This window comes from Marinobacterium mangrovicola (assembly GCF_004339595.1).
GTDB classification, from domain to species: domain Bacteria; phylum Pseudomonadota; class Gammaproteobacteria; order Pseudomonadales; family Balneatricaceae; genus Marinobacterium_D; species Marinobacterium_D mangrovicola.
In genome coordinates, this window is record NZ_SMFU01000011.1 from 17168 (window position 1) to 39431 (window position 22264).

Here is a 22264-nt window from a genome sequence, read left to right on the forward strand (position 1 = left end):
GATGTTGAGAATCGAAAACCTTGTTTGTCACAGCGATGGCAAAAGTCTGCTCGATATCGAAGGGTTGCAGCTAAAAGGGGGAGAGACCCTGGCCGTGCTGGGCCCCAACGGTGCCGGCAAATCCACCCTGTTGCGAGCGGTCAGCGGCGACTGCGGCTACGATGGCGAGGTGCTGGTACATGGCCGAAACAGGCGCCACTGGCGGTCAAACTACCTGGCGCGTCATCTCGGCGTACTGCCCCAGGCCAGTGTGCTGACCTTTCCGTTTCTAGCACATGAGGTGGTGTCGCTGGGAGCGATTCCGCTGAAGCTGTCTCAGCGTTGCATGCGTGCAGAGATCCGGCGGGTGATGGAGCTTTGTGACTGTGACCACCTGAGTGAGCGCCACTTTCCCAGCCTCTCCGGCGGCGAGAAACAGCGGGTACAGTTGGCGCGGGTGCTGCTGCAGCTGAGCCAGGCGGAAGAGTCGCCGCTGCTGTTGCTGGATGAGCCCACATCGGCCCAGGACCTGGGTCACCAGCACCATATGTTGCGGCTGACCAATCAACTGGCTCGAGAGGGCTACGGCGTCATCAGCATCCTGCATGATCTCAACCACACCCTGCATTACTGCAAGCGCTGCATCGTGCTGGAGAACGGACGTGTACGCTACCAGGGCCAGCCCGATGATGTGCTGGTGCCGGAGCATATCGGCGAGATCTGGAACTACCGGCCGGCATATGGCTGGCTGCAGGACGATCGGCTGGTACTGGCTTGATTAAGACTTATGCATGTCTAAGCTCTCCAGCGCTGCAGGCTTCTAAAGGCCGGTTTCGCCTGCTGGCGAGATAAGGTACTTGTACGGACAAGTACCTTATCAATCCCAAACCGCCCCTGAGGCTTGGTCGGCTGCGCCGACTTTCCTGTGCTTCTCAGCTGAAAGAGCGGGAAAGGAAACTCACCGCTTCGCGGCTCAAACAGCCTTTCCCTTGTTTCTCTTTCAGCCTGCGATGCTCGGCTTCGCCAAAGGGGATGGATCGCTGCATTAAGACGGGCAGTAGACATCGTGCTCTGCTATCAATCGGGCAGAGTAATTTCTAGTCTCGATCACCGCCTCTCTCGGAGGTAGTACAAGAGGGAAAGAAAAAGCCGGCCTTCAGAGGCCGGCTTTTTGTTTCTTTATCGCGTTACTCGCAGCGGAAGCTGGCTGCGCTTTCGATATCGCCACCTTCGTAGACGGCGGTTTGCGGGTAGGCGCAGAGTTTGCGGGTGCGGTTATCTGACCAGCCTTCGAACTTCTCGCCGTTGCCGGCAGCGATGCTGGCGGTGACCGCCTCGGGCTCGTCGCCGCTTTCAACCCAGCCCACCAGTTGGGTGAACAGGTCGAAGTCATCGGTGGTTGGTCCCCCGGCGCAGTGGTTCATGCCCGGCACCGGGTAGAGTTTGACGAACTTGTCCGCCTCACCCTTGTAGTTCTCGTCCAACCGGTTGTACCAGTTAACGGTATCGTTATACGAGAACACCGGGTCAGCCACGCCGTGGAAGATGATCATCTTGCCGCCGCCGCGCTGGAACTTCTTCAACTTCGGATTTTTTGCGTCCGGCGGGGTCATGAACGCCATAGCGGATTCGTTGAACTTGCCGCGGCGGGCATCGATCATGTCGCCGTCATTGGCGATATCGAAGTCCAGCAGGAAGTTGACCAGATCCTCCGGTGTACCACCGACGGCGGTGGGTGGGGTGGTAAATACCTGTGCCAGTGAGGAGGCGCCCATCACACCGATCAGCGGATAACCGCCCCAGGGCGGGATACCGCTGGAGATCTTCCAGAAGCGCCAGTCGCCACCGGCAATGCCGGAATCCCAGGCCCAGTCGCTGTAGATTGGGTTGCCTTTACGGTCTTTCGGGCCTGCGTGGATGGTTTTAAGCACTTCGGCCTTGTCCGGGTCGATGCAGTTCTCCGTTTCACCCACGGGGCAGACGTAGTTATCGATATTGAAGGTGGCCTGGCAGGCGGCAGTATTCGATACCAGGTCATCCTTTACACCGTCCAGGGTATCGCAGGCGTCCAGCACTGCAGAGGCGACCAGCAGGCGGTCGTGATCGGTCAGCGAGGTGCGCACATCGCCGGTCAGCGAGCTGAGTTGCTGCACATCCAGGGCATGTTGTACCGCGGCCCGCGGCAGGTTAAAGCCGGGCGCGCCGATCAGGAAACCATCGTAGGCATTGCCCAGGCGCGAAGCCGCCACCATGCCGTGACGTCCGCCATTGGAACAGCCCACTCCGTAGGAGTATTGAGGATCGTTACCGTAAAAATTATGGATGATCTGCTTGGCGATGGGGGTCAGTACCTCGACGGTTTTGTAGCCGTAAAAGGAGCGGGCCTCAGGGTCCAGGCCAAAACGGGAACCGGCGGCAAGACCGGCCGTGGCGTTCTGGGCGGCACCATCATGCCCTGCATCGGATGAGAGCACCGCATAGCCACGACCCAGCGCGGTACGCTCCTGGTTACCGCTAAGCAGAGGACCGGTGGCAGCATTTACCGAGCCATCGTTGCCGCCGTTGAACTGGTGCACAAAGTCACCGTTCCAGTCATCGGGCAGGTTCATCTGAAACCGGACCTGATAATCCTGTCCATCTTCACCCACTCGCTGTGCCGTGGTCGCATTGATCCGGCAGTGGGCGGGCAGGGTATCGGTGGCGGCGACCGCCTCCTGGGAGGTGACTTCAACGCCGATCACGCCGAGCGTTTCGGTATTGATGTCATCGCAGATCATTTGAGCGGAAGCGCCCTGGGAGATAACAGCAAGAATCGCTGCGCTCAGCGTGGCCACGCCGAGACTGCGGCTAGCAGAATTACTACTCATCGGTTGGATCCTCGGTACTTATAGTTATTGTCGAGTCAGTTATGAGCATCCCTGTCAGGTGAGACGCTCAGCTGATGTTGGGATTTACTGTTTTTTACAAAAACAATACTGGTTCTCAACGTTGATTTCGTCAATGTCGGGCAGGGGGATTTAAGGCTTTGGCGAGCGGCTGGAGAAAGTTGGAGAAAAAGTGTTGGCGGGACGGTTATTGAAAGCCGGCCCCACAGGGCCGGCTGTGGTGCATTGCTCTATTGGCAGGTAAAGCTTTCTGCGCTTTCGGGATCGCCGCTGCCGTCGTACACCGCGACCTGCGGATAGGGGCAGAGCTTGCGGGTACGCACCGGTGACCAGTCTGAGAAACGCTCTCCGTTACCCTCGGCGATACTGGCGGTAACCGCCTGAGGCTCATCACCGCTTTCCACCCAATCCACCAGTCGTGTGAACAGATCGAAATCGTCGGTAGCGGGGCCGCCGGAGCAGTGGTTCATGCCAGGTACCGGGTAGAGCTTGACGAAATGGTTCGCCTCACCCTTGTAGTTCTCGTCCAGGCGGTTGTACCAGCTGACCGTATCGTTATACGAGAAGATCGGGTCAGAAACCCCGTGGAAGATGATCATCTTGCCGCCGCCGCGCTGGAATTTCTTCATCTTCGGGTTATCCACATCCGGTGGTGTCATAAACGCCATGGCCGACTCATGGAATTTGCCGTGGCGGGCGTTGATCAGCCGGCCGCCGTTCTCCACATCGAAATCGAGCAGGTAATCCACCAGATCGTCCCCGGTAGGGCCGACACTGGCCGGTGGTGTTTCAAACACCTGGGCCAGGCCCGATGCGCCCATAATGCCGATCAGCGGGTAGTTATCCCAGAACGGCACGCCGCTGTTGACGCGCCAGAAGCTCCAGTTGCTGCCCGCAATACCAGCATCCCAGGACCAGTCGCTGTAAAGAGATCCGCCTTTGCGGTCCTTGGGACCTGCGTAGATTCCTTTCAGCACCTCAGCTTTTTGCGGGTCGACACAGTTTTCCGTTTCACCGACCGGGCAGACGTAGTTATCGATATTGAAGGTAGCCTGACAGGCGGCGGTATCCGAGACCAGGCTGTCTTCCAGCCCGTCCAGCGAATCGCAGGCATGCAGCACCGCCGAGGCTACCAGCAGACGATCCTCCTGGGTCAGCGATGTGCGTACATCGCCATTGATGCTGTCCAGCAGCTGCACATCCATGGCCAGCTGGACGGCGGCCTTGGGCAGGTTAAAACCCGGTGCGCCCAGCAGGAATCCATCGTAGGCGTCGCCGAGGCGCGAAGCCGCCACCATGCCGTGGCGCCCGCCGTTGGAGCAGCCCACTCCGTAGGAGTAGTGCGGATCGTTCCCGTAAAAGTTATGGATCATCTGCTTGGCGATGGGGGTCAGCACCTCCACGGTTTTGTAGCCGTAATAGGAGCGCGCCTCCGGGTCGAAACCGAACTGCGCAGCACCGGCAAGGCCGGCCTGGGGATTGGCGTTACCGCTGTGACCTGCGTCGGACGAGAGCACAGCGTAGCCCAGCCCCAGGGCCGTGCGCTCCCGGTTGCCGCCCAGCAGAGGGCCGGTAGCCGCCGATACCGAGCCATCGAGGCCGCCATTGAACTGATGCACGAAATCGCCGTTCCAGTCATCCGGTAGATTCATCTGAAAGCGAACGGCGTAATCCTTGCCATCCAGCCCTACACGCTCGGCGGTGACCGCATCGATGGAACAGTAGGCGGGCAGGGCATCGGTGGCAGCCACCGGCTGGGCCGAAGTGACACGAACGCCGATCACGTTCAGCGTCTCGGTGGTGACCTCGTTGCAAACCAGCTGGGCCGAAGCCCCCTGAGATGCCGCCGTCAGGATGGCCGCGCTCAGCGTGGCCAGGGCAAAACGTCTTTGCGAAGCAAAACTACTCATCTAGAAAACCCTCGAAATTTATATTTATTGTTACGCGCCGACTCACCCGATTGGTGGGAGGCTCAGCGGTTGTTGGGTATGACTGTTGTAGCGTTGGCAATAGTGGTAGGCGGTGTCAGAGGCGTCTAGACAAATACCGAAAACGAACACATTTTCAGAATATTCCTACAGGTTCTTACAGAGCGAAGCGGCATTCGTTTTTGAGCCTGTCGCCAATTAGTAGCAGATCGTCGATCAAAACCTTGCCAATCGAGCGGTTACTAACCAGACTCAAGGCTTAAGCGCTAGCAGGGTAGTCAGCGCATACCGACAGGGAACCTAAGGATAAACGTCGATGGAATGGATGATTCTGTTCGTCATTCTGCTGTTCGTGCTCGCGATCGCCGCGAAGAAACTCAATGCCGGTGCAGGCGCTGCCAAAGAAAGCGGCACCGACCACCGTTACCGCTCTCGCAAGACCCTCTTCACCGCCGCCGAACGCTCCTTTCTCGGCGTACTCGATTCCGTTATTGACCCCGGCCAGCACCGCATCTTCGGCAAGGTCCGCGTGGCCGACCTGATCGAACCGGAACCCAACCGCAATCGCGGTCAGTGGAAATCCGCCTTTAACCGCATCAACGCCAAACACTTCGACTTCGTTATCTGTAACGCCGATGACCTGACACCGCTGGCCGCCATAGAACTGGACGATGCCAGCCATAAGCAGAACAAACGCCAGCAGCGGGACGAGTTTCTGGAAAAGGTGTGTGGGCAGGTTGGCTTGCCGTTGGTAAGAGTGCCGGCTAAGCGGGGGTATCAGTTGGATGAAGTAAAAGCGGCGTTGGCTGGGGTTTTGGTTAAGACGGAAAAGGTTGTGGTTGGAGAGAAAGAAAATCTGGGTGAAGTTGAGGTGAATATATCTGGGGTGATTGGGTGAGTGCTTTCCCCAAAGCGGACGAAACGATTGAGCGACTGTTATTGCGGATACGCGCACAAAGCGGGCGTTAGATGGAGTAGGAACTTTGCGGTATCTATGACCCGAAACGGCTTAAGATAGGTCCTATTTCCAGGCAAAAAAACGGGCCACAAGGGCCCGTTTTAATCGTTTACTGAACTCGAGGTTCAGATCACGGAGATGTTTTCAGCCTGGAGACCTTTCTGGCCCTTAGTAACAGAAAACTGAACTTCTTGGCCTTCAGTAAGGGTTTTGAAGCCTGAACCCGAAATCGCATTGAAATGGGCGAAAACGTCCGGACCACCGTTCTTCTGTTCGATAAAACCGAAGCCTTTAGTTTCGTTGAACCATTTAACGGTGCCAGTAGTAGTAGACATAATATTATACTCGTTCAAAAAATGTTTGAACACTACAGCTAAAATGCTGAATATGTTCGGATAATGCTTTAAATAATACAGGAACTTATGAAAACAGAACGAGGTACATACGATTAGGCAGGACGTCGAAAAGGTGCATAAATGCAGGTTTACTCTCAAGCCAGCTCATAGTACGCTTATTATTAGCTGGGTAATAGCTTTATTTGATTTATTTTAATAAAAGGCTTTGGCCATAAATAAACCAATGCCTTTTCAATTGATTAGGGATCCTACGAAAAAGTATCTCAGCATGAGACTCTTCGCACTCTGCTGTGCTGAGCCCCCATGGGGTACCAACTCTCCTTCGGTGGCGACTGTGCCACCTAAATCGGTGGTTGGGGTCATTGAACCACTATATCAAGCAGAAAAGTGAAGCGCCCCTATTCGACCAGACACATCTATACCGCAAGCAAAGGCCGACAATCCAAACTGCAGAGACCGCTTTGGGCCAATCAAGGCAGTTACACTCTATACCTCCCATAGTCCGCTTCGTGCAGAAAGCTGACATGTTCTACATCCGGTCCACCGTCTTGAAACTCCCACCCCACGCCTCCATCTACCTAAGCACTGATTTGCTAAGGAGATCTATTCAATGTCTATAGTCGATGCCGCACGTGCCCGTTACACCACCAAAGCTTTCGACCCGAGTAAGAAGATTCCCGAGAGCCTGGCTGCGGATCTGCTGGAAACATTGCGCCTGAGCGCGTCTTCCACCAACTCTCAGCCTTGGCACTTTGTGGTTGCCAAGGATGATGCCGGCAAGGCCCGTATCGCCAAGGGTACCCAGGGCACCTACGCATTTAACGAAGGCAAGGTGAAGAACGCCTCTCATGTGCTGGTGTTCTGCGCGCCGAAAGAGGTGAGCGATGAGCATCTCTGGCAGGTGACCGAGCAGGAAGCCAAAGATGGCCGTTACCCTTCGGACGAAGTGAAGACCGATAGCTTCGAGAAGCGTAAGTTCTTCCGTAACCTGCACCGCGATGCCGGCCCGGTGGCGGAAAGCGCCTGGGCGGCGAAGCAACTTTACCTGGCGCTGGGTTCGCTCCTGCTGGCCGCTGCCGCTGAAGGTGTGGATGCCTGCCCGATCGAAGGCTTCGACCCGGAGGCGCTGGATGCGGAGCTGGGCCTGTCCGAGAAGGGGCTGACCAGCCTTGTTATCGTGGCGCTGGGTTACCGCGATGCGGACGCGGACTTCAATGTGGGTTTGTCTAAATCCCGCCTGTCGCATGAGGTGGTGTTTACCGAGCTCTAATCCTCTTCGACGAGCTGGACACCGAGCCATAAAAAGACAAAGCAGCCATCTGGCTGCTTTGTTCGTTTTGGGGCGAGTGAAAGGTAAGGCTTAGCTCGCGCCTACCAGCTCCTCTCCCTGTGCCTTCTTGTGTTTCTGGAACATCAGTACCAGCACCAGTCCCGCCGCTGAGGTGGCGGCACCGGCCAGCGCCACGCTGGGCAGACCCAGCCCCAGGTGAATCACTGCTCCGCCGAGGGCCGCGCCGGTGGCGTTACCCAGGTTGAAGGCGGCGATGTTCATGGCAGAGGCGAGATTCGGTGCATCGCTGGCTTCGGATACCACCAGCGCCTGCAGCGGCGGTACCACGGCGAAGCTGGCGATACCCCAGAAGAAGATCAGAGGCGGCACGATCAGCATGTTCTGCATGGTGGCGGCAAAGACCGTCAGCAGGATCACCGTGGCCAGCATGGAGATCACCAGGGTGCCGGTCAGGTTGCGGTCGGCAAAACGGCCAGAGAGCATGTTACCCACCGCAAGGCCCAACCCGTAGAGCACCAGCATGCTGGTGACGAACAAGGTGCCGACGCGGGTTTCATCCTGCAGGATCGGCGCGATATAGCTGAACACGGTGAACATGGAGCTGGAACCCACCACGGTCAGCAGCAGCGCGAACAGCACCGAGTTTTTGCCGAGCACACGGATCTCATTGGCGATGGTGGTCTGGCCATCCACGGCCAGTTTCGGCATGGAAGCGCGCAGGGCCAGCATGGTGATCAGGCCGATCACGGTCATCCCCATAAAGGCGCTACGCCAGCCCAGAGTTTCACCCACATAGGTGGCCAGGGGCACACCGCCGATATTGGCGATGGTGAGGCCGGAGAACATGGCGGCCACGGCGCCGGCACGCTTCTCCGGCGGTACCAGCTGGGTGGCGACCACAGCGCCGACACCGAAGAAGGCGCCGTGGTTGAACGAGGTGACGATACGGCCCAGCAGCAGGGTGCCGTAGCTATCGGACAGCGCCGAGATCAGGTTGCCGACAGTGAACAGGCTCATCGCCAGCAGCAGAAGACTGCGGCGCGACATTTTCGCAAAGCCCAGCGTCATGATCGGCGCGCCGACCACCACACCGAAAGCGTAGGCGCTGATCAGCATCCCGGCGGTGGGGATGCTCACATCCAGGTCACCGGCAATGATCGACAGCATGCCCATGGGCGAGAATTCGGTCACTCCGATACCGAAGGCGCCCAGCGCCAGTGCCAGCAGGGGCAGGTTAAGTTTCATCAGGTTTTTCTCCAAGGTTTTTACATGTGGGGAATATACTGCATCGCAACAAGGCTGATAATCCGGTGCTGATGCCAACCAGCTGTGCATTGAATTCATAAATAAAGCGGTTGCGGCGGTCGCAGCAGGATGACGGAGTCATTAGACTCAAGGCTTGTTAACCCTTTGCCTGTCTTGCCCGTGAGAACCATCAATGGAAAACAGAAGAACAGACCGCACTGCCGAGATGGAGACCTTCCTGGCCGTCGCCTGCGCCGGGTCGTTCAGCGGTGCTGCTCGCGAGTCGGGGCTGACTCCCTCTGCAGTGAGCCGCTTGGTCAGTCGTATCGAGCAGCGCCTGGGTGTGCAGCTGGTGGTGCGCACCACGCGCAGCCTGCGTCTGACCCGGGAAGGGGAGGATTACGCCCTGGCGGCGCGGCGGATTCTGGCAGACCTTAACGAGACCGAAACCGCCATCGCCGACCGGGGCAGCCCCAAGGGGCTGGTACGCGTTAGCGCGGCGGTGGCGCACGGGCGACTTTATATAGTGCCGCTGATCCCGGAGTTTCTCGCCCGCTACCCCGATATCACCGTGGATATGCACCTCAGTGATGAGGTCTCCGATGTGGAGGGCGGCCATATCGATGTGGCGATCCGCTTTGGGCCGCTGCCGGACAGTCTGCTTAGCGCCCGTCGATTGGGAGAAACCGGTCGCTCTGTGGTGGCTTCGCCGGAGTATCTTAAAAAGCATGGCTATCCGCGAGAGCCCCAGGATCTGGTGAACCACAACTGCATGGACTTCAGCTTCAAACGGATTGAGCCGGGCTGGCCGTTCTGGGTGGATGGCGAAGAGATCATGCTGCCGGTGGATGGTAACGCCCACGCCAACAACGGCGAGACGCTGGTGCAGCTGGCGCTGCAGGGTGTGGGAATCACCCGGCTGGGGGATTTTCATATCGGGCCGGAGCTGTCCTCCGGGCGGTTGGTGAGCTTGCTCGATGACTATAACCCCGGCGATACCGAGGCGATTCACGCGGTGTTTATCGGCGGCAAAACGATGCCGGCACGGGTGCGGGTGTTTATCGATTATCTGCTGGAGAAGATGGAAGGCCCGGGCACGCTGTAAATGGGGCTAAGGCCGCTACGGCAGATAGAAGACAAGCCCCTTTAGGACCCTGTGGTAAGGGGCTTGTCTAGCGTTACAGGCTTGGCATTAACAGACGTAGCCGTCGAAGGCGCGCTCGGCGATGGCCATAAAGTCCGCCTCGGTCATGGCGACCGGGTTGGTCTGATGCTCGGCATCCTGGAAGGAGGCCTGGGCGATCTCTGCCAGGGCGCTGCGCTCGATGCCCAGCTCCGCCAGTGTATGCGGAATCGATAGCGACTTGCGCAACTGCAGCAGCCAGGCGATCACGCCGTCGGCGGAGCGCTCTTCCAGATCCAGCAGCCTGGCCACGTTGGTCAGCTTCTCTTCGATGGCACCCTTGTTGTGCTCCAGCACATAGGGCAGCAGTACCGCGTTGGCCAGACCATGGTGAGTATCGAACAGTGCACCCACCGCATGCGCCATGGAGTGCACGGCACCGAGCCCCTTCGAGCTGAATGCCACCGCCGCGATGCTCGATGCAGACATCATATGCGCCCGTGCTTCGGCGTTGTGGCCATCCTTGAAACTAGGCTCCAGCCACTGTTCGCACAGGCGGATCGCCTCCAGCGCTATGCCATCGCACAATGGGTTGTAAGAGGGCGCCGCGTAGGCTTCCAGCGCGTGGGTCAGCGCATCCATGCCGGTCCAGGCGGTCAGGTTCGCCGGCAGGCCGGTGAGCAGCTGCGGGTCATCGATGATCGCAAAGGGGAAGTGCTCGGTGTGAAACGCTACCCGCTTGCGATGGGTTGCGGTATCGGTGATTACGCAGAAACTGCCGGACAGCTCAGACCCTGTGCCCGCGGTGGTCGGGATGATCATCAGCGGCACAAAGAAGTTTTCGCCTTCCACCTTCGGCAGCAGGTCCGGGTTTTCCAGCTGACAGAACTCCCAGAGGCTGATGCCGTTGTTGGCGGTCAGTGAGACCGCCTTTGCCACATCGATGGCGCTGCCGCCACCGATGGCGACGATGCCGTCGCAGCCATTGGCGCGATAGGCCTCGACGCAGGCGGTGACGCTATCGGAGGTGGGGTTGCTGCGGATATCGCTGAAGAGGCTCAGCTTAACCTTCTGCTGATCCAGGGAGGCGATAAAGCTGTCGAAGAACGGCTGGCTGCGAACGCCCGGGTCGGTGACGACCAGCAGGCTCTGCAGTCCCTTGGCTTTCAGCAGTTCGGCGGTTTCAGCGCTGCGGCCCGCACCAAAGTGCACGGGCGGTACATAAGCGCTCCAGTCATTGAGCAGCGGATAGGTCATCTCAGACTCCCGACGGCTTGGTGATGTGCTTGATCTCGGTGAACGCGGCCAGACCCCAGGGGCCAAGCTCGCGGCCGATACCGCTCTTTTTCATACCGCCCCAGCTGGTTTCCGCCAGCACGCGCTGATCCGTGTTGATCCAGATATGGCCCGCTTCCAGCTCAAAGGCGAGGTTATCGGCACGCGCTTCATCGCTGCTGATTATCGTGGCGGCCAGACCGTATTCGCAGTTGTTGGCTTCGCGGATCGCCTCTTCATCGCTGCTGAAGGTACGGCAGCAGAGCACCGGGCCAAAGATCTCTTCGTTCCACAGGCGGCTGCTCGCTGGCACATCGGTGTAGATAGTCGGCTCGATCATCAGTTTGCAGCTCGGATGGGCGTGCGCATTGCCACCGGTTAGTGCGTTGAGCCCTTCCTCTTTTGCGACCTCAAGGTAGGAGCTCACTTTGTCGAACTGCGCCCTGCAGGCGAGCGGGCCGAGTACGGAATCCTCTGCGCTCGGGTCGGAGGGCTTCATGCCGGCTACTTCGGCGGCCAGGCGTTCCAGCAGGGCCGGCGCGATCGATTCGTGCACCAGCAGACGAGAAGTCGCCGAGCAGATCTGGCCGTTGTTAAAGAAGATGCCGCCGATCACGGCGGAGGTGGCCAGCTCAAGGTCGGCATCTTCGCAGACGATAATCGAGGACTTGCCGCCCAGTTCCAGGCTCAGGTTCTTGATATCGGCGGCTACGGCGGTGGCGATACGGCCACCGGTTTCGGTGCTGCCGGTGAAAGACACTTTGCGCACATCCGGGTGGCGCACCAGCTCGGCGCCGGTCTCACCGGCACCGTAGGTGATGTTGACGACACCGGCGGGCAGTTCGACCGCGGCGCAGATCTCCGCCAGGTAAGACTCCGGCAGCGGTGTAATCTCCGACGGCTTGAGCACGACGGCGCAGCCCGCCGCCAGCGCTGGAGCCAGCTTCCAGGAGGTGGTCACCGTGGGGAAGTTCCAGGGCGTGATCAGCGCGACCACGCCAACCGGCTCGCGGCGGGTGCGGCTGGAGAGGTCGTCGGCTTCTGTCTCAACCAGTGTGTTCTGCTGAGCGTCCTGTGCCCGCGCCAGTTTGGCGTAGTAGCGGTAGCAGTCGATGGAATCCAGCACATCAAAGCGCGCTTCGGAGATCGGTTTACCGCCGCTCAGGGTAATCGCCTGGGCGATAGTTTCGGAGCGCTTCTCGATCTCGCTAGCGATCCTGTCCAGGTATTCGCCGCGCTGGCTGAATGAAAGCCGGCGCCAGTCGCGCAGCGCACGGTTGGCGCTGGCGACGGCGTTATCCACATCTGCCGCACCGGACAGGGGATACTCGGCGATGGTTTCCTGGTTGTAGGGGTTAAACGAGGGAGCGTAGGCCTCTACCGGCTTCGCTTCCCCTGCGATGTAGTTTTCGATACGAGTCATAGTTAACCGGGTTTTATAGTTGTGCGGTTGAAAGGTTCTGGCTGTTGCGCGCACCGAACAGCTTGGTCAGCACGAAATAGACCGTGGCCGCAAAAACAAAGGTCAGTGCGGTTGAGCCGATCTCCAGCGGCGCTGAATAGGTGAAGTAGATCGCAAACACAGCGCTGAGCACGTAGGTGATCAGGGCAATGAAATTGAAATCCAGACCCTGGCCGGCTTTCTTGTTAACAGAGCTGTAGTTCACCGAGCTGTCGTTAAGGGTGCGGTTATTGATCAGGTAGTAGTCGGTAATGATGATCGCAAACACCGGAATCATCAGTGCTCCTACCAGCAGAACCCAGTCTAAGAAGGACGCCAGCAGCATCTCCTGCAGCAGGGTGCCAAGGATGATCAAAACGCCCCAGAACAGCACGGCCACCGGGAAGCGCAGTTTCGGCAGTACGGACATGCTGCTCATCGATACGCTGTAGAGGCTCATGATGTTGGTGGTGACCACGGAGAGGAACATCACCAGCGAGCCCAGGGCGACATATTTGCCCTGCATGATATCCGCGGGGTCGTAGGTCGGGGTGTGGCCGCCGATGATGGAGAACGCACCGACGAGAATGCCCAGGCCCATGGCGATGATGGTGCCGAGCATGTAGCCGCTGACGATGCCGATGCCGCTGACCTTCTTGCTCTTGCAGTAGCGGTTGTAGTCGCAGGGCAGGGTGATCCAGGAGAACGCGGTGGCCAGCACGATATCGAATACAATCGCCAGGGTGAGGCTCGGTGTATCGGACAGCGGCAGGTTTTTCACCTCGGTCAGGCCGTGCTCGCTGAGCAGCTTGTAGGTCACCGACAGTGCCATGATGAGCATCAGCGAGGAGGCGACGCCCTCGATCTTCTGGATGCCGGAGTGGCCGAGAATGGTGATCACCATCACCAGGCCCTGGGTAATAAAAATACACAGTACGATATTATCCAGGCCGAACACCAAGCTGGTCACTTTATTAAGGGCCATGGCACCGAGGTAACCCTGAATAAGAGACCAGCCTGCAAGTATCACCACGTTGAGGGCGGCAAAGATTTTAGAGCCGTGATAGCCGTAGGTTGAGCGGGCGATAACAAAGGTCGGCAGGCCGGTTTTGGTGCCGATAATCGCCACGGATGCCAGCGCGATACAGCCCAGGATGGAGCCGATCAGCACCGTCATAAAGGCGGAGTAGGGGGTGACATCGGGGATGAACATCTGTCCCGTCATGATGGTCGGAGTGACCAGTGTGGCTGCGGTCCAGAGAAAAATGGTTCCCAGAAGCCCCAGATTACGGTCTTCCGCACTAGTGGGGAGGATCGTATCGTGTCCGCTATGTATTTCCATTTTTAAAACTCCATGCACGTTTAATGTTTTATTGTTTTTCGCATTCGAGAGGTCTTGCTGCTTTGTAAGCGGCTGAACAGGTGGTCGCTTCTGTGGCGACCGACCTGTGCATGGCTTTGGCGTTGCTTGTAGCTTTAGGTGTAGCTCTACTTATAAGTAACGCCGGGCAGAACGCAGAGCATTTCGTAAAGCAGGTTGGCGCCCAGCTGAGAGGTGTTTCCGCTCAGATCGTAGGGCGGTGAAACCTCAACCAGATCGGCGCCGACCAGGTTGAGGCCCTTGCAGCCGCGGACAATTTCCAGCGCCTGGATCGAGGTCAGGCCACCCACTTCCGGGGTGCCGGTGCCCGGCGCCCAGGCCGGGTCGATACCATCGATATCGAAGGAGAGATAGACCGGGCCTTCACCCATCAGCTGGCTGATCTCTTGCATCAGCGGCGCCAGGGATTTGTGCCAGCACTGCTCGGCGGTGAACAGGCGGAAACCCTGGCTCTCGCCCCATCTGAAGTCGTTGGCGGAGTAACCCTGGGCGCGCTGGCCGATCTGCACCACGCGGTTGCAGTCGAGCAGGCCTTCCTCGACCGCGCGGCGGAAGGTGGTGCCGTGGGCGATCTTCTCACCGAACATGTTGTCGTTGGTGTCGGTGTGCGCATCGACATGGATAAGCCCCACCGGGCCATGCTTTTTCGCCATGGCGCGCAGGATCGGCAGCGTGATGGTGTGGTCGCCGCCGAGAGTCAGCGGAATCACTGAATAAGGGTTCAGCTGGGTGTAGTAGTCCTCGATGATGTCGACGGACTTCAGCAGGTTGTAGGTGTTGATCGGCACATCGCCGATATCGGCTACCTGCAGGGAGTCGAACGGCGCAGCGCCCGTGGCCATGTTGTAAGGACGGATCATCACGGACTCGGCGCGGATCTGGCGAGGCCCGTAGCGGGTGCCGGCGCGCTGCGAGGTACCGATATCCAGAGGAATGCCAACAAACGCAGCATCCAGACCCTCAGCAGTTTCGGCGAACGGCAGTCGCAACATGGTAGCGCGGCCGCCGAAGCGGGGCATTTCGTTGCCGCCCTGAGGTTGGTTGAGGGAGTTATCCATTATTTTGATCCTCTGTCTGTAGCGATGAGTCGACAGTCCTTAGCTGTCCTTATCGCGATACTAGGATCCGTAGTCGGCGTGTTAAATAGTAAAAAACAAAAAATCAGTTCAGTAATTTATGAAGTTTTTTATTTCTGTATATGTTTATTTATAAAGTATTTTTGGCTGGTCATATGGATTTTATTCAGTGTAATTATCTACGTTTTGAAATAAAAACAGAATGGTAAAGATTGTGGGTTAAGGTTTTATAAAGTTTTGGGGTGCGTGCTGGAAGGGCTCTGGTGGGTGAAATCTGCCAGAGGTCAAAGAGTATACAGGGAGCTATGAAACAGACTTAACCCCTTGTAATCACTGTGCTGCGTGGTATCAGGGCCTAGAGCAAAGGCTACTGTCTATGCCCTCAGTAGGCAGGGTCGGTGCGAAATCCATATCCGCTCAATTTATCCGTGAATGCTGGAGTAATCTGTCCGAGAGATCGAGCGCTTTTAGGGCTGCCTGGTCACTAGGGGAGGGATACGCAGAATGGCTGGAACGGGCTAACTCTGCGCTTCCACGTGCAACTCAACCACGCGATCACGACCGGAATCCTTCGCTACGTAGAGAGCATTGTCGATCCGCGAAAAAATATCGTCGATGCTGTCGCCCGTGCGGTAGGAGGTAACACCAAAGCTGCAGGTGATCTTGAAGCCGGGGAAGAGTTCATACTCTGCGATCAGTCGGCGCAGTTTTTCCGCACAGGCGGTGGCGCCTTCGAGTGGTACATCTGGGAATATCAGCACAAACTCCTCGCCGCCCCAGCGGCCGAAGAAGTCGATGTCGCGGATATTTTGGGAGATAAACGCGGCCAGCTTTTTGAGTACTTTGTCGCCGGTTTCGTGGCCGAAGGTATCGTTGATGTTTTTGAAGTGGTCTATATCGAACATCGCGAACGAAAGCTCGTGTCCGTAACGGTCAGAGCGTGATTTTTCGGTGCGCAGTTCCTCTTCAAACTTCTTGCGGTTGGGAATCTGGGTCAGCGGGTCGGTGTTGGAGATCTGCTCGATCTGCTCGATCTTCTGCTGCAGCTCGCGGTTTCTATTTTCCAGTTCCCGCGCCTTCTGGGTGATTAGTTTCTCAAGGGTGACATTGTCAGCCCTTAGCAGACGGTTTTGCTCAAACAGCTCCAGCTGAGCGGTTTTGCGTTCGTGAATATCGAGATGTGCGCCCAGGATACGCGTGACTACACCCTCATCGTCGCGCGCGATAATCTGGGCGTTGTCTGTGATCCAAAGGTAGTGGCCATCCTGTTTTTTGCAGCGGTAATCGATGCTGTAGTGGTCGATCTTTCCAGCGGTGAACTGCTCGAAGTTCTGCATCACACGGGGGTAGTCATCGGGATGGATCAGATTTTCCCAGGTAAAAACGTCCTGTTTGAAAACACCCACTTCGTAGCCCAGCATACGGTACCAGCCGGGGCTGCGGACAACTTCGCCGGATGCTCGATTCCAATCCCAGGTGCCCTCGACAACCAGGTCCAGGAGGTTATTCAGGGTCGCGTCAGCGTCTTGCAGTGTAGCGTGCCGGTAGGTGATCGCTGGTTTTCGTTGTTCCATAACGGCATCCGGACCTGTTTAGAGAGTGTTGTTATAGGCGGACTAATTTAAGCTCTTTGAATTATAGCGGCTGAACAAGAGATATCTGTTGCACATTCATTACCCTGAACCCGGGCCTGCGCTTGCCGCCGGTCGCGGCTTGATTTCAGCCTGCTTAACTTCAGTCTATTTGTGGGCTGGTCGGCCAGTATGCTTATACGCGGCGCACAAGCGGGAGAAATCGCCATGATGGCAGAACAGCACCGCAGAAATGCATCGCTTTCCTAGGATAGACGCCTGAAGTCGCTTTCGCCGAATTAGCCTGCATTAACGGGGCCCGGCACGGCCATGCAGGCTGTCAGTGGCGCCTGTGAATCGGACAGGCAAGGGCTGAGTTAGAGCTGTTCAAGCAGCCCGGTGAGCATGGTGCGGGCTTCGAGCAGAGCAGCTTCCACTTGCGGTTTCATACTCTCATACCGGCTCAGCGGCATCGCTACTGAAAACGCATAGGGTTTGCCATCCGGCGCGATCAGGCCGGTACCGATGGCGCAGACGCCAAGGGCATGTTCTTCCCGGTCATAGGCCAGACCGCATTGGCGGACCTGCTCGATCTCTGTGAGAAGCGTGGGTAGATCGGTCAACGTGTGCTCGGTCAGTGCTGTGAGTGTGCCGCTGAAGAGGCGTTCGATCTCCTGGTCGCTCATGCTGGCCAGCAGTGCCTTGCCGTTCGCCTTGGCGTGAAGAGGGCGGGGTTTATTGGGAAAGGAGACCACCCGGAGTTCCTGATCGGAGATGATGCGATCGAGAAAGGAGACCTCTGCGCCAAGGGCGGTGGAGATGTCCACGGTTTCATGGGTTCTGGCAAACAGGGTTTCCAGCACCGGACGCGCAGTGGAGATGATATTGGTTTCGTTTCGCTTGGCGATTTCCGCCAGTCCCCAGCCAAGGCGAACGCCCTTGCTGCCTGCCTCTACCAGTGATTCCAGAGCCAGCGCTTCAACGATGCGCTGCACGGTGGAGCGGGGCAGTCCGGTGGCGCTGGCGATGCTGCCCAGGCTTTGCGGCTTGTCTTTCAGTACGCGCAGTATGGCCGCTGCGCGTGATATCACCTGTATCCCCTGCGGAGCCTTTTCATTTTCCATGACGGAGCTCTTCAAGCCTTGTTGGGTTACGCATGGTTTTATTAAGCCTGGTTTTATTACGCATTGTTTTGAGCAGTGTTCGATCGTTCATTTATTGCATTTACATTATGCTTGTATTGCATAGTGGTACGGTAGTGTACCGTATTATGGTTTTTGTTTAGTATAGGCGTATCCGAACGTGGCTGGCAGTCAAAGTCGTCCTTTCCAGTACGTTTGATCCCGCATGTAAACAGATTTGGAGCTTATCGATATGAGCGACACAACCCAGACTTTCGTTACGCTGGTCGGCAGCCTGCGTAAAGGTTCTTTCCACGCGGCGATTGCAAGCTCTCTGCCGGAGTTGGCCACCAAGGGCGTTGAGATCAAGCCGCTCGGTTCCATCGGCGATATTCCGCACTACGATGCTGACGTTCAGGCAGAAGGTTTCCCGGCGGCGGTTCAGGCCATGGCTGATGAGATCGCCAAGGCGGATGGTCTGATCATCGTGACGCCTGAGTACAACTACTCTGTTCCCGGCGTACTGAAAAATACCTTGGACTGGATCTCCCGCGTGTCTCCGCAGCCGCTGGCCGGCAAGCCGGTACTGATTCAGACCGCTAGCCCGGGTAATGCCGGTGGTTGCCGCGCTCAGTATCACCTGCGTCAGATCCTGGTGTTCTTCGATGCGATGGTGATGAACAAGCCGGAAGCGATGGTGCCTCAGGTTCATAACAAGGTCAGCGACGATAAGCTGGTCGACGAAGAGACCCGCTCATTCTTGGCGGCGCAGCTGGAAACCTTCAGCGCCTTCGCCACACGCATCAATCGCGACTAATACCCGACGTCTCTGCCTGCTGGCGACCGTTTAACCGGCAGGCAGTAGGGTGATCCGCACCGGTGGGCTGCAGCCGTTGAATCCGATATGAGCTTATCGGTGTTGTTGCAGCCCGCCTCCTTTATTTGTCTGTTTCCAGAATATTGCCCCGTATCGAGCCAGGCGCTTTCATGCTGGTGCTTTAGAGTATCAGGCAAGTCTGGAGGTGGAATTTGCTACCTCTCTTTTACCTCTTTTCGCTCTAATAGCGGCTCCTAAAACCGGCGTTCCAGAGCGAGCGGCGGTGATTCCCTCACACCTTAAACGTATGCGGCGGCAGGCAGCGGCTGTGGCGTGGGTGGTGTTATTTGATCGTAGTTATTCGAGAGCAGAAAAATGGATTCAGCTAAAAGCGACGAGACTTCCGACGTCGTGCCAGAAGGCGTTAAAGAGGCTAACTGGAGTGGCGTTTTCGCCATGTCTCTGTGTGCCTTCGTGATGATCACCGGAGAGTTTATGCCGGTGAGTTTGCTGACGCCTATGGCCGCAGGGCTCGGGGTGACAGAGGGCGCGGTTGGCCAAGGGATCTCCATGTCCGGGGTGTTTGCCGTAATCGTTGCGCTGTCGATCTCAGCGATTGCCGGAAAACTGGACCGTAAAACGGTGCTGGTCGCGCTCACCGGGGTGATGTTGTTGTCCGGTGTATTGATCGCGCTGGCGCCTAACTACTTGGTGTATATGATCGGTCGGGCGCTGGTCGGCGTTGCCCTCGGCGGTTTCTGGTCCATGTCTGCATCGGCGGCGATGCGCATGGTGCCGATGGAGAAAGTCCCCAAGGCACTGGCGATCTTTAATGGTGGTAATGCACTGGCGATGGTAATTGCGGCACCGCTGGGCAGCTTTCTGGGATCGTTGATCAGTTGGCGTGGTGGTTTTCTGTTTCTGGTGCCGGTGGCGCTGATCGCGCTGGTCTGGCAGTGGATAACTCTGCCTTCCATGCCTGGCGGTAGCGAGGGGCGCAAGCTGCACCATATCTTCCGTCCGTTAAGACGCAGCCTGATCGCTGTGGGTTTCAGTGCCACCGCGCTGCTGTTTATGGGCCAGTTTACGCTCTACACCTATATCCGCCCGTTCCTGGAAGGGGAAACCGGGGTTAGCGAGCAGCTGCTGACGCTGATTCTGCTGATGATCGGCGTGGCTGGATTTATTGGTACCTCGCTGATCAGTCATGCACTCAAGGGCAACGTCTACCGCGCGCTGATGACGATGCCGGCGATCCTGGCGATCTGCGGCCTGCTGCTGGTTCAGTTCGGCGATCAGCTGGCTGTGGTGTTGGGCGTGCTGTTTGTCTGGGGCTTTGTCGCCACCTCTGCGCCGGTGGGATGGTGGACCTGGCTGTCGCAGTCTATGCCAGATGATGCGGAAGCGGGCGGTGGTCTGATGGTTGCGATTATCCAGCTGTCGATCGGGCTCGGCTCCACCCTGGGTGGAGTGCTGTTTGACTACTCAGGGTTTGAAAGCGCGTTCTCGGTGAGTGCGGTGCTGTTGCTTTGTTCTGGCGGGATGGCGCTGCTCTGTATGGGCATCAGCCGTCGTGTTGTGCAGCCGCAGGTTGCATCCTGACGCTGTATCCTGAGCCGTTGATCTCCGTCCTGGCGCAGGGCCAGGGCGGAATCGCTTAACCCAGCACGCTGGCAAACAGCGGTGCACCGATCACCATCGCCACGCCGGTAAAGATCATCGTCAGGCTGGCTATTACCCCTTCCTCACGGCCCAGTTCACGGGCTTTTGCAGTCCCCGCACCATGAGAAGCCGCGCCGAGCGCTGCGCCCTTGGCCAGGGGAGTGCGGATCTTCGCGACCTTGAATACGGTTTCCGATACGGCCATGCCGATAATGCCAGTCATGATCACCAGCATGGCGGTGATATCCGGTACGCCGCCAAAGGAGGAGACCGCTTCCACCGCAAAGGGCGTGGATACTGAGCGTACCATCATGCTGCTGGCCAGCTCGTCAGGCAGTGGGAACAACTGCACCAGTATCCATGATGAGAGTAGCCCCAGCATCAAACCGGTGATCACGCCCAGCGTCAGCGTAATAGGATAGCGTCGGATTACGTCACGTTCCTGATAGATCGGCACCGCAAAGGCGATGGTGGCGGGTCCCAGCATCATCACCAGAAAGTGGGTGTAGAGGTAGTAGTCATCCAGCGGGATATCCACTGCCAGCACCAGCGCGATGATAGCCAGTGGAGCGGCCAGCATCGGGGCCAGCAGGATAATACGCTTGCGCCGGTAAGCGAGCTTGGTGAGGTAATAAAATCCGAGGGTGGCAACGAGACTGAGGATCGCCAGTAGCGAATCAGACATGCACAGTGTCCAGCATCCGGCGCTCGTTCATCCGCTTTTCCAGCGTGAAGATGCGATCAACGACCCAGGCGGTGCCGGTCAGCACCACCACGGTGCCGATGATCAGCGCGCCGATCAGCATCCAGCCATCATCCCGCAGCATCGACCAGTATTTCAGGATCGAGACCACGGGCGGGATAAAAAACAGCAACAGTTCGCCGAGCAGAAAGTTGGAGCCAGAGCGCACCGCTTTTTCCGGCACCAGCCGGGTCAGCAGCAGAACCACCAGCAGCACCATGCCGATCACGCCGGCGGGCACCGGCAGATGTTCCAGCTCAACCAGCAGGTTACAGAGCCAGAACAGACCGCAGAAGGCGGTGATTTGCAGAACAACAGAAAAAAGCGAGCGGGTGCGTGCCATGGGTATCCGGTGATTCAGGGGCGTGTGTGGCGGCATCGGGCGATGCCTGTGTCTGAATTAAGACTAAAGTTTAACGATCTTGGTGTGATAGATATAATGAATGTTAAACATCGAATAGATGAGCTTTAGTTATGTTAAGTGGGCTAGGTAGATGGATCTGCGCGAGCTGCGTTTTCTGGTTGAGATCGTCAATTGTGGTGGCTTCGGCAAGGCGGCGGAGGTGGTTCATCTGTCCCAGCCGGCGCTCAGCAAGGCGATCCGCGGGCTCGAGGAGGAGCTGGATGAAACCCTGCTGGAACGGGGTTACCGCGGTTCAAAAGTCAGGCTGACGCCAGCGGGTGAGGTGGTGTATCGCCACGCCGTGGAGCTGCTGTCGCGAAGGGAGCAGATGCTCCATGAACTGCACGCATTGCGCGGGCTGGAAACCGGCGAGCTGAATATCGGCCTGTCGCCGCTGGGCAGTGCCGAGATCTTCGCGCCGATCATCGCCCGCTTTCGTGCCACCTATCCAGAGATAGAGATCCATCTACGTGAGCGCGGCGGTGTCGAGCAGGAGGATGCGCTGCGCAATGGCGAGGTAGAGCTGGCTACCAGTCTGGTGCCCACCGATGCGGACGTGGACTGGCTGCAGATCTGTGATGATCCGATGATGCTGACGCTACCCCAGGCGCATCCGCTGGCAGAGAAGAAAGCGATCCGACTGGAGGACCTGAACGGAGTTTCGATCATCGGCTTCGACAGCAGCTTCCAGCTCAGCAAGCTGATCGGGGATACCTGCCGCAACAAGGGCTTTGAGCCGGATATCGCCGCGGAGGTGACCCATCCCGATTTCGGCCTGGCGCTGGTGGCCGCCGGCACCGGTGTGATGCTGTTGCCGCGACTCATTGCCGAACGGCACGTCACCGAGGGCGTGGTGGTGCGGCCGTTGGAAAGCTCCTCGTTGCGCTGGTCGCTGTCACTGATTTGGCGGCGTCGGGCCAGTCTCTCCTTCGCTGCCCGGGCGATGCGGGAGATGATCCGCGAAACGCTTCTGTAACCCCTCCTGTTAAGCTGCGGTCCCGGTCTACTGG

19 protein-coding genes are annotated in these 22264 nt (G+C 57.8%); 7 read left to right on the forward strand and 12 right to left on the reverse strand.

Going from position 1 to position 22264, the window contains the following annotated elements; translation table 11 throughout:
* Position 1: 1 nt before the first annotated feature.
* Positions 2-757 carry a heme ABC transporter ATP-binding protein gene (locus CLV83_RS17155; protein WP_132295332.1) on the forward strand — a complete coding sequence of 252 codons (756 nt, stop codon included), beginning with the start codon at positions 2-4 and terminating at the stop codon, positions 755-757.
* Positions 758-1166: 409 nt separating this feature from the next.
* On the opposite strand, the gene CLV83_RS17160 is transcribed toward CLV83_RS17155, so the two are convergent.
* Together CLV83_RS17160 and CLV83_RS17165 are read right to left on the reverse strand one after the other, a co-directional pair.
* Positions 1167-2846 (reverse strand): tannase/feruloyl esterase family alpha/beta hydrolase, encoded by a 1680-nt coding sequence (locus CLV83_RS17160; protein WP_132295335.1) that lies wholly within the window; start codon positions 2844-2846, stop codon positions 1167-1169.
* A gap of 248 nt (positions 2847-3094) precedes the next feature.
* A complete protein-coding gene (locus CLV83_RS17165; protein WP_132295338.1) occupies positions 3095-4774 on the reverse strand; it encodes a tannase/feruloyl esterase family alpha/beta hydrolase in 1680 nt (559 codons plus the stop codon).
* Between the two features lie 334 nt (positions 4775-5108).
* Between CLV83_RS17165 and CLV83_RS17170 the strand changes: the two genes are divergently transcribed.
* On the forward strand, positions 5109-5690 hold the full coding sequence (locus tag CLV83_RS17170) for a DUF2726 domain-containing protein (protein ID WP_132295341.1): 582 nt from the start codon (positions 5109-5111) through the stop codon (positions 5688-5690).
* 185 nt (positions 5691-5875) lie between these two features.
* Here the strand turns inward: CLV83_RS17170 and CLV83_RS17175 are convergent, their stop codons facing one another.
* Entirely contained in the window at positions 5876-6085 is a 210-nt protein-coding gene (locus tag CLV83_RS17175; protein ID WP_132295344.1) for a cold-shock protein, read from the reverse strand.
* A gap of 631 nt (positions 6086-6716) precedes the next feature.
* Here CLV83_RS17175 and nfsB point away from each other — a divergent pair.
* Positions 6717-7376, forward strand: coding sequence for an oxygen-insensitive NAD(P)H nitroreductase (gene nfsB / locus CLV83_RS17180; RefSeq protein WP_132295347.1), 660 nt, complete (start codon positions 6717-6719; stop codon positions 7374-7376).
* Positions 7377-7466: 90 nt separating this feature from the next.
* Here the strand turns inward: nfsB and CLV83_RS17185 are convergent, their stop codons facing one another.
* Positions 7467-8642, reverse strand: a complete 1176-nt coding sequence (locus CLV83_RS17185; protein ID WP_132295350.1) for an MFS transporter — start codon at positions 8640-8642, stop codon at positions 7467-7469.
* Between the two features lie 193 nt (positions 8643-8835).
* On the opposite strand from CLV83_RS17185, the gene CLV83_RS17190 reads away from it, so the two are divergent.
* Entirely contained in the window at positions 8836-9747 is a 912-nt protein-coding gene (locus CLV83_RS17190) for a LysR family transcriptional regulator (RefSeq protein WP_132295353.1), read from the forward strand.
* 87 nt (positions 9748-9834) lie between these two features.
* Here the strand turns inward: CLV83_RS17190 and CLV83_RS17195 are convergent, their stop codons facing one another.
* From CLV83_RS17195 to CLV83_RS17220, 6 genes are all read right to left on the reverse strand, one after another.
* Positions 9835-11022, reverse strand: coding sequence for an iron-containing alcohol dehydrogenase (locus CLV83_RS17195; RefSeq protein WP_132295356.1), 1188 nt, complete (start codon positions 11020-11022; stop codon positions 9835-9837).
* 1 nt (position 11023) lies between these two features.
* Positions 11024-12463 carry an aldehyde dehydrogenase family protein gene (locus CLV83_RS17200; protein WP_132295359.1) on the reverse strand — a complete coding sequence of 480 codons (1440 nt, stop codon included), beginning with the start codon at positions 12461-12463 and terminating at the stop codon, positions 11024-11026.
* Between the two features lie 13 nt (positions 12464-12476).
* A complete protein-coding gene (locus CLV83_RS17205) occupies positions 12477-13823 on the reverse strand; it encodes a purine-cytosine permease family protein (protein ID WP_132295362.1) in 1347 nt (448 codons plus the stop codon).
* 146 nt (positions 13824-13969) lie between these two features.
* Positions 13970-14920, reverse strand: coding sequence for an agmatinase (gene speB / locus CLV83_RS17210; protein ID WP_132295365.1), 951 nt, complete (start codon positions 14918-14920; stop codon positions 13970-13972).
* A 536-nt stretch (positions 14921-15456) separates the two neighbouring features.
* Positions 15457-16512 (reverse strand): sensor domain-containing diguanylate cyclase, encoded by a 1056-nt coding sequence (locus tag CLV83_RS17215; RefSeq protein ID WP_132295368.1) that lies wholly within the window; start codon positions 16510-16512, stop codon positions 15457-15459.
* A gap of 374 nt (positions 16513-16886) precedes the next feature.
* Positions 16887-17633 (reverse strand): IclR family transcriptional regulator, encoded by a 747-nt coding sequence (locus CLV83_RS17220; protein WP_132295371.1) that lies wholly within the window; start codon positions 17631-17633, stop codon positions 16887-16889.
* Between the two features lie 250 nt (positions 17634-17883).
* Here CLV83_RS17220 and CLV83_RS17225 point away from each other — a divergent pair, with 250 nt between their 5' ends.
* Both CLV83_RS17225 and CLV83_RS17230 read left to right on the forward strand, forming a co-directional pair.
* On the forward strand, positions 17884-18447 hold the full coding sequence (locus tag CLV83_RS17225; RefSeq protein WP_132295374.1) for an NADPH-dependent FMN reductase: 564 nt from the start codon (positions 17884-17886) through the stop codon (positions 18445-18447).
* Between the two features lie 375 nt (positions 18448-18822).
* Positions 18823-20049, forward strand: coding sequence for an MFS transporter (locus CLV83_RS17230; RefSeq protein ID WP_207894930.1), 1227 nt, complete (start codon positions 18823-18825; stop codon positions 20047-20049).
* Between the two features lie 55 nt (positions 20050-20104).
* On the opposite strand, the gene CLV83_RS17235 is transcribed toward CLV83_RS17230, so the two are convergent.
* Positions 20105-20794, reverse strand: coding sequence for an LrgB family protein (locus CLV83_RS17235; RefSeq protein ID WP_132295377.1), 690 nt, complete (start codon positions 20792-20794; stop codon positions 20105-20107).
* Positions 20787-21194: a CidA/LrgA family protein gene (locus CLV83_RS17240; RefSeq protein WP_165900339.1), complete on the reverse strand. Its 408-nt coding sequence runs from the start codon at positions 21192-21194 to the stop codon at positions 20787-20789. The genes CLV83_RS17235 and CLV83_RS17240 overlap by 8 nt, the downstream gene beginning before the upstream one ends.
* Positions 21195-21345: 151 nt before the next feature.
* On the opposite strand from CLV83_RS17240, the gene CLV83_RS17245 reads away from it, so the two are divergent.
* Positions 21346-22230: a LysR substrate-binding domain-containing protein gene (locus CLV83_RS17245; RefSeq protein ID WP_132295383.1), complete on the forward strand. Its 885-nt coding sequence runs from the start codon at positions 21346-21348 to the stop codon at positions 22228-22230.
* The last annotated feature ends 34 nt before the right edge of the window (positions 22231-22264 follow it).

Coding starts and splice junctions, on each gene's coding strand:
- CLV83_RS17155 (WP_132295332.1), top strand. CDS start 2: ATGTTGAGAATCGAAAACCTTGTTTGTCACAGCGATGGCAAAAGTCTG.
- CLV83_RS17160 (WP_132295335.1), bottom strand. CDS start 2,846: ATGAGTAGTAATTCTGCTAGCCGCAGTCTCGGCGTGGCCACGCTGAGC.
- CLV83_RS17165 (WP_132295338.1), bottom strand. CDS start 4,774: ATGAGTAGTTTTGCTTCGCAAAGACGTTTTGCCCTGGCCACGCTGAGC.
- CLV83_RS17170 (WP_132295341.1), top strand. CDS start 5,109: ATGGAATGGATGATTCTGTTCGTCATTCTGCTGTTCGTGCTCGCGATC.
- CLV83_RS17175 (WP_132295344.1), bottom strand. CDS start 6,085: ATGTCTACTACTACTGGCACCGTTAAATGGTTCAACGAAACTAAAGGC.
- nfsB (WP_132295347.1), top strand. CDS start 6,717: ATGTCTATAGTCGATGCCGCACGTGCCCGTTACACCACCAAAGCTTTC.
- CLV83_RS17185 (WP_132295350.1), bottom strand. CDS start 8,642: ATGAAACTTAACCTGCCCCTGCTGGCACTGGCGCTGGGCGCCTTCGGT.
- CLV83_RS17190 (WP_132295353.1), top strand. CDS start 8,836: ATGGAAAACAGAAGAACAGACCGCACTGCCGAGATGGAGACCTTCCTG.
- CLV83_RS17195 (WP_132295356.1), bottom strand. CDS start 11,022: ATGACCTATCCGCTGCTCAATGACTGGAGCGCTTATGTACCGCCCGTG.
- CLV83_RS17200 (WP_132295359.1), bottom strand. CDS start 12,463: ATGACTCGTATCGAAAACTACATCGCAGGGGAAGCGAAGCCGGTAGAG.
- CLV83_RS17205 (WP_132295362.1), bottom strand. CDS start 13,823: ATGGAAATACATAGCGGACACGATACGATCCTCCCCACTAGTGCGGAA.
- speB (WP_132295365.1), bottom strand. CDS start 14,920: ATGGATAACTCCCTCAACCAACCTCAGGGCGGCAACGAAATGCCCCGC.
- CLV83_RS17215 (WP_132295368.1), bottom strand. CDS start 16,512: ATGGAACAACGAAAACCAGCGATCACCTACCGGCACGCTACACTGCAA.
- CLV83_RS17220 (WP_132295371.1), bottom strand. CDS start 17,633: ATGGAAAATGAAAAGGCTCCGCAGGGGATACAGGTGATATCACGCGCA.
- CLV83_RS17225 (WP_132295374.1), top strand. CDS start 17,884: ATGAGCGACACAACCCAGACTTTCGTTACGCTGGTCGGCAGCCTGCGT.
- CLV83_RS17230 (WP_207894930.1), top strand. CDS start 18,823: ATGGATTCAGCTAAAAGCGACGAGACTTCCGACGTCGTGCCAGAAGGC.
- CLV83_RS17235 (WP_132295377.1), bottom strand. CDS start 20,794: ATGTCTGATTCGCTACTGGCGATCCTCAGTCTCGTTGCCACCCTCGGA.
- CLV83_RS17240 (WP_165900339.1), bottom strand. CDS start 21,194: ATGGCACGCACCCGCTCGCTTTTTTCTGTTGTTCTGCAAATCACCGCC.
- CLV83_RS17245 (WP_132295383.1), top strand. CDS start 21,346: ATGGATCTGCGCGAGCTGCGTTTTCTGGTTGAGATCGTCAATTGTGGT.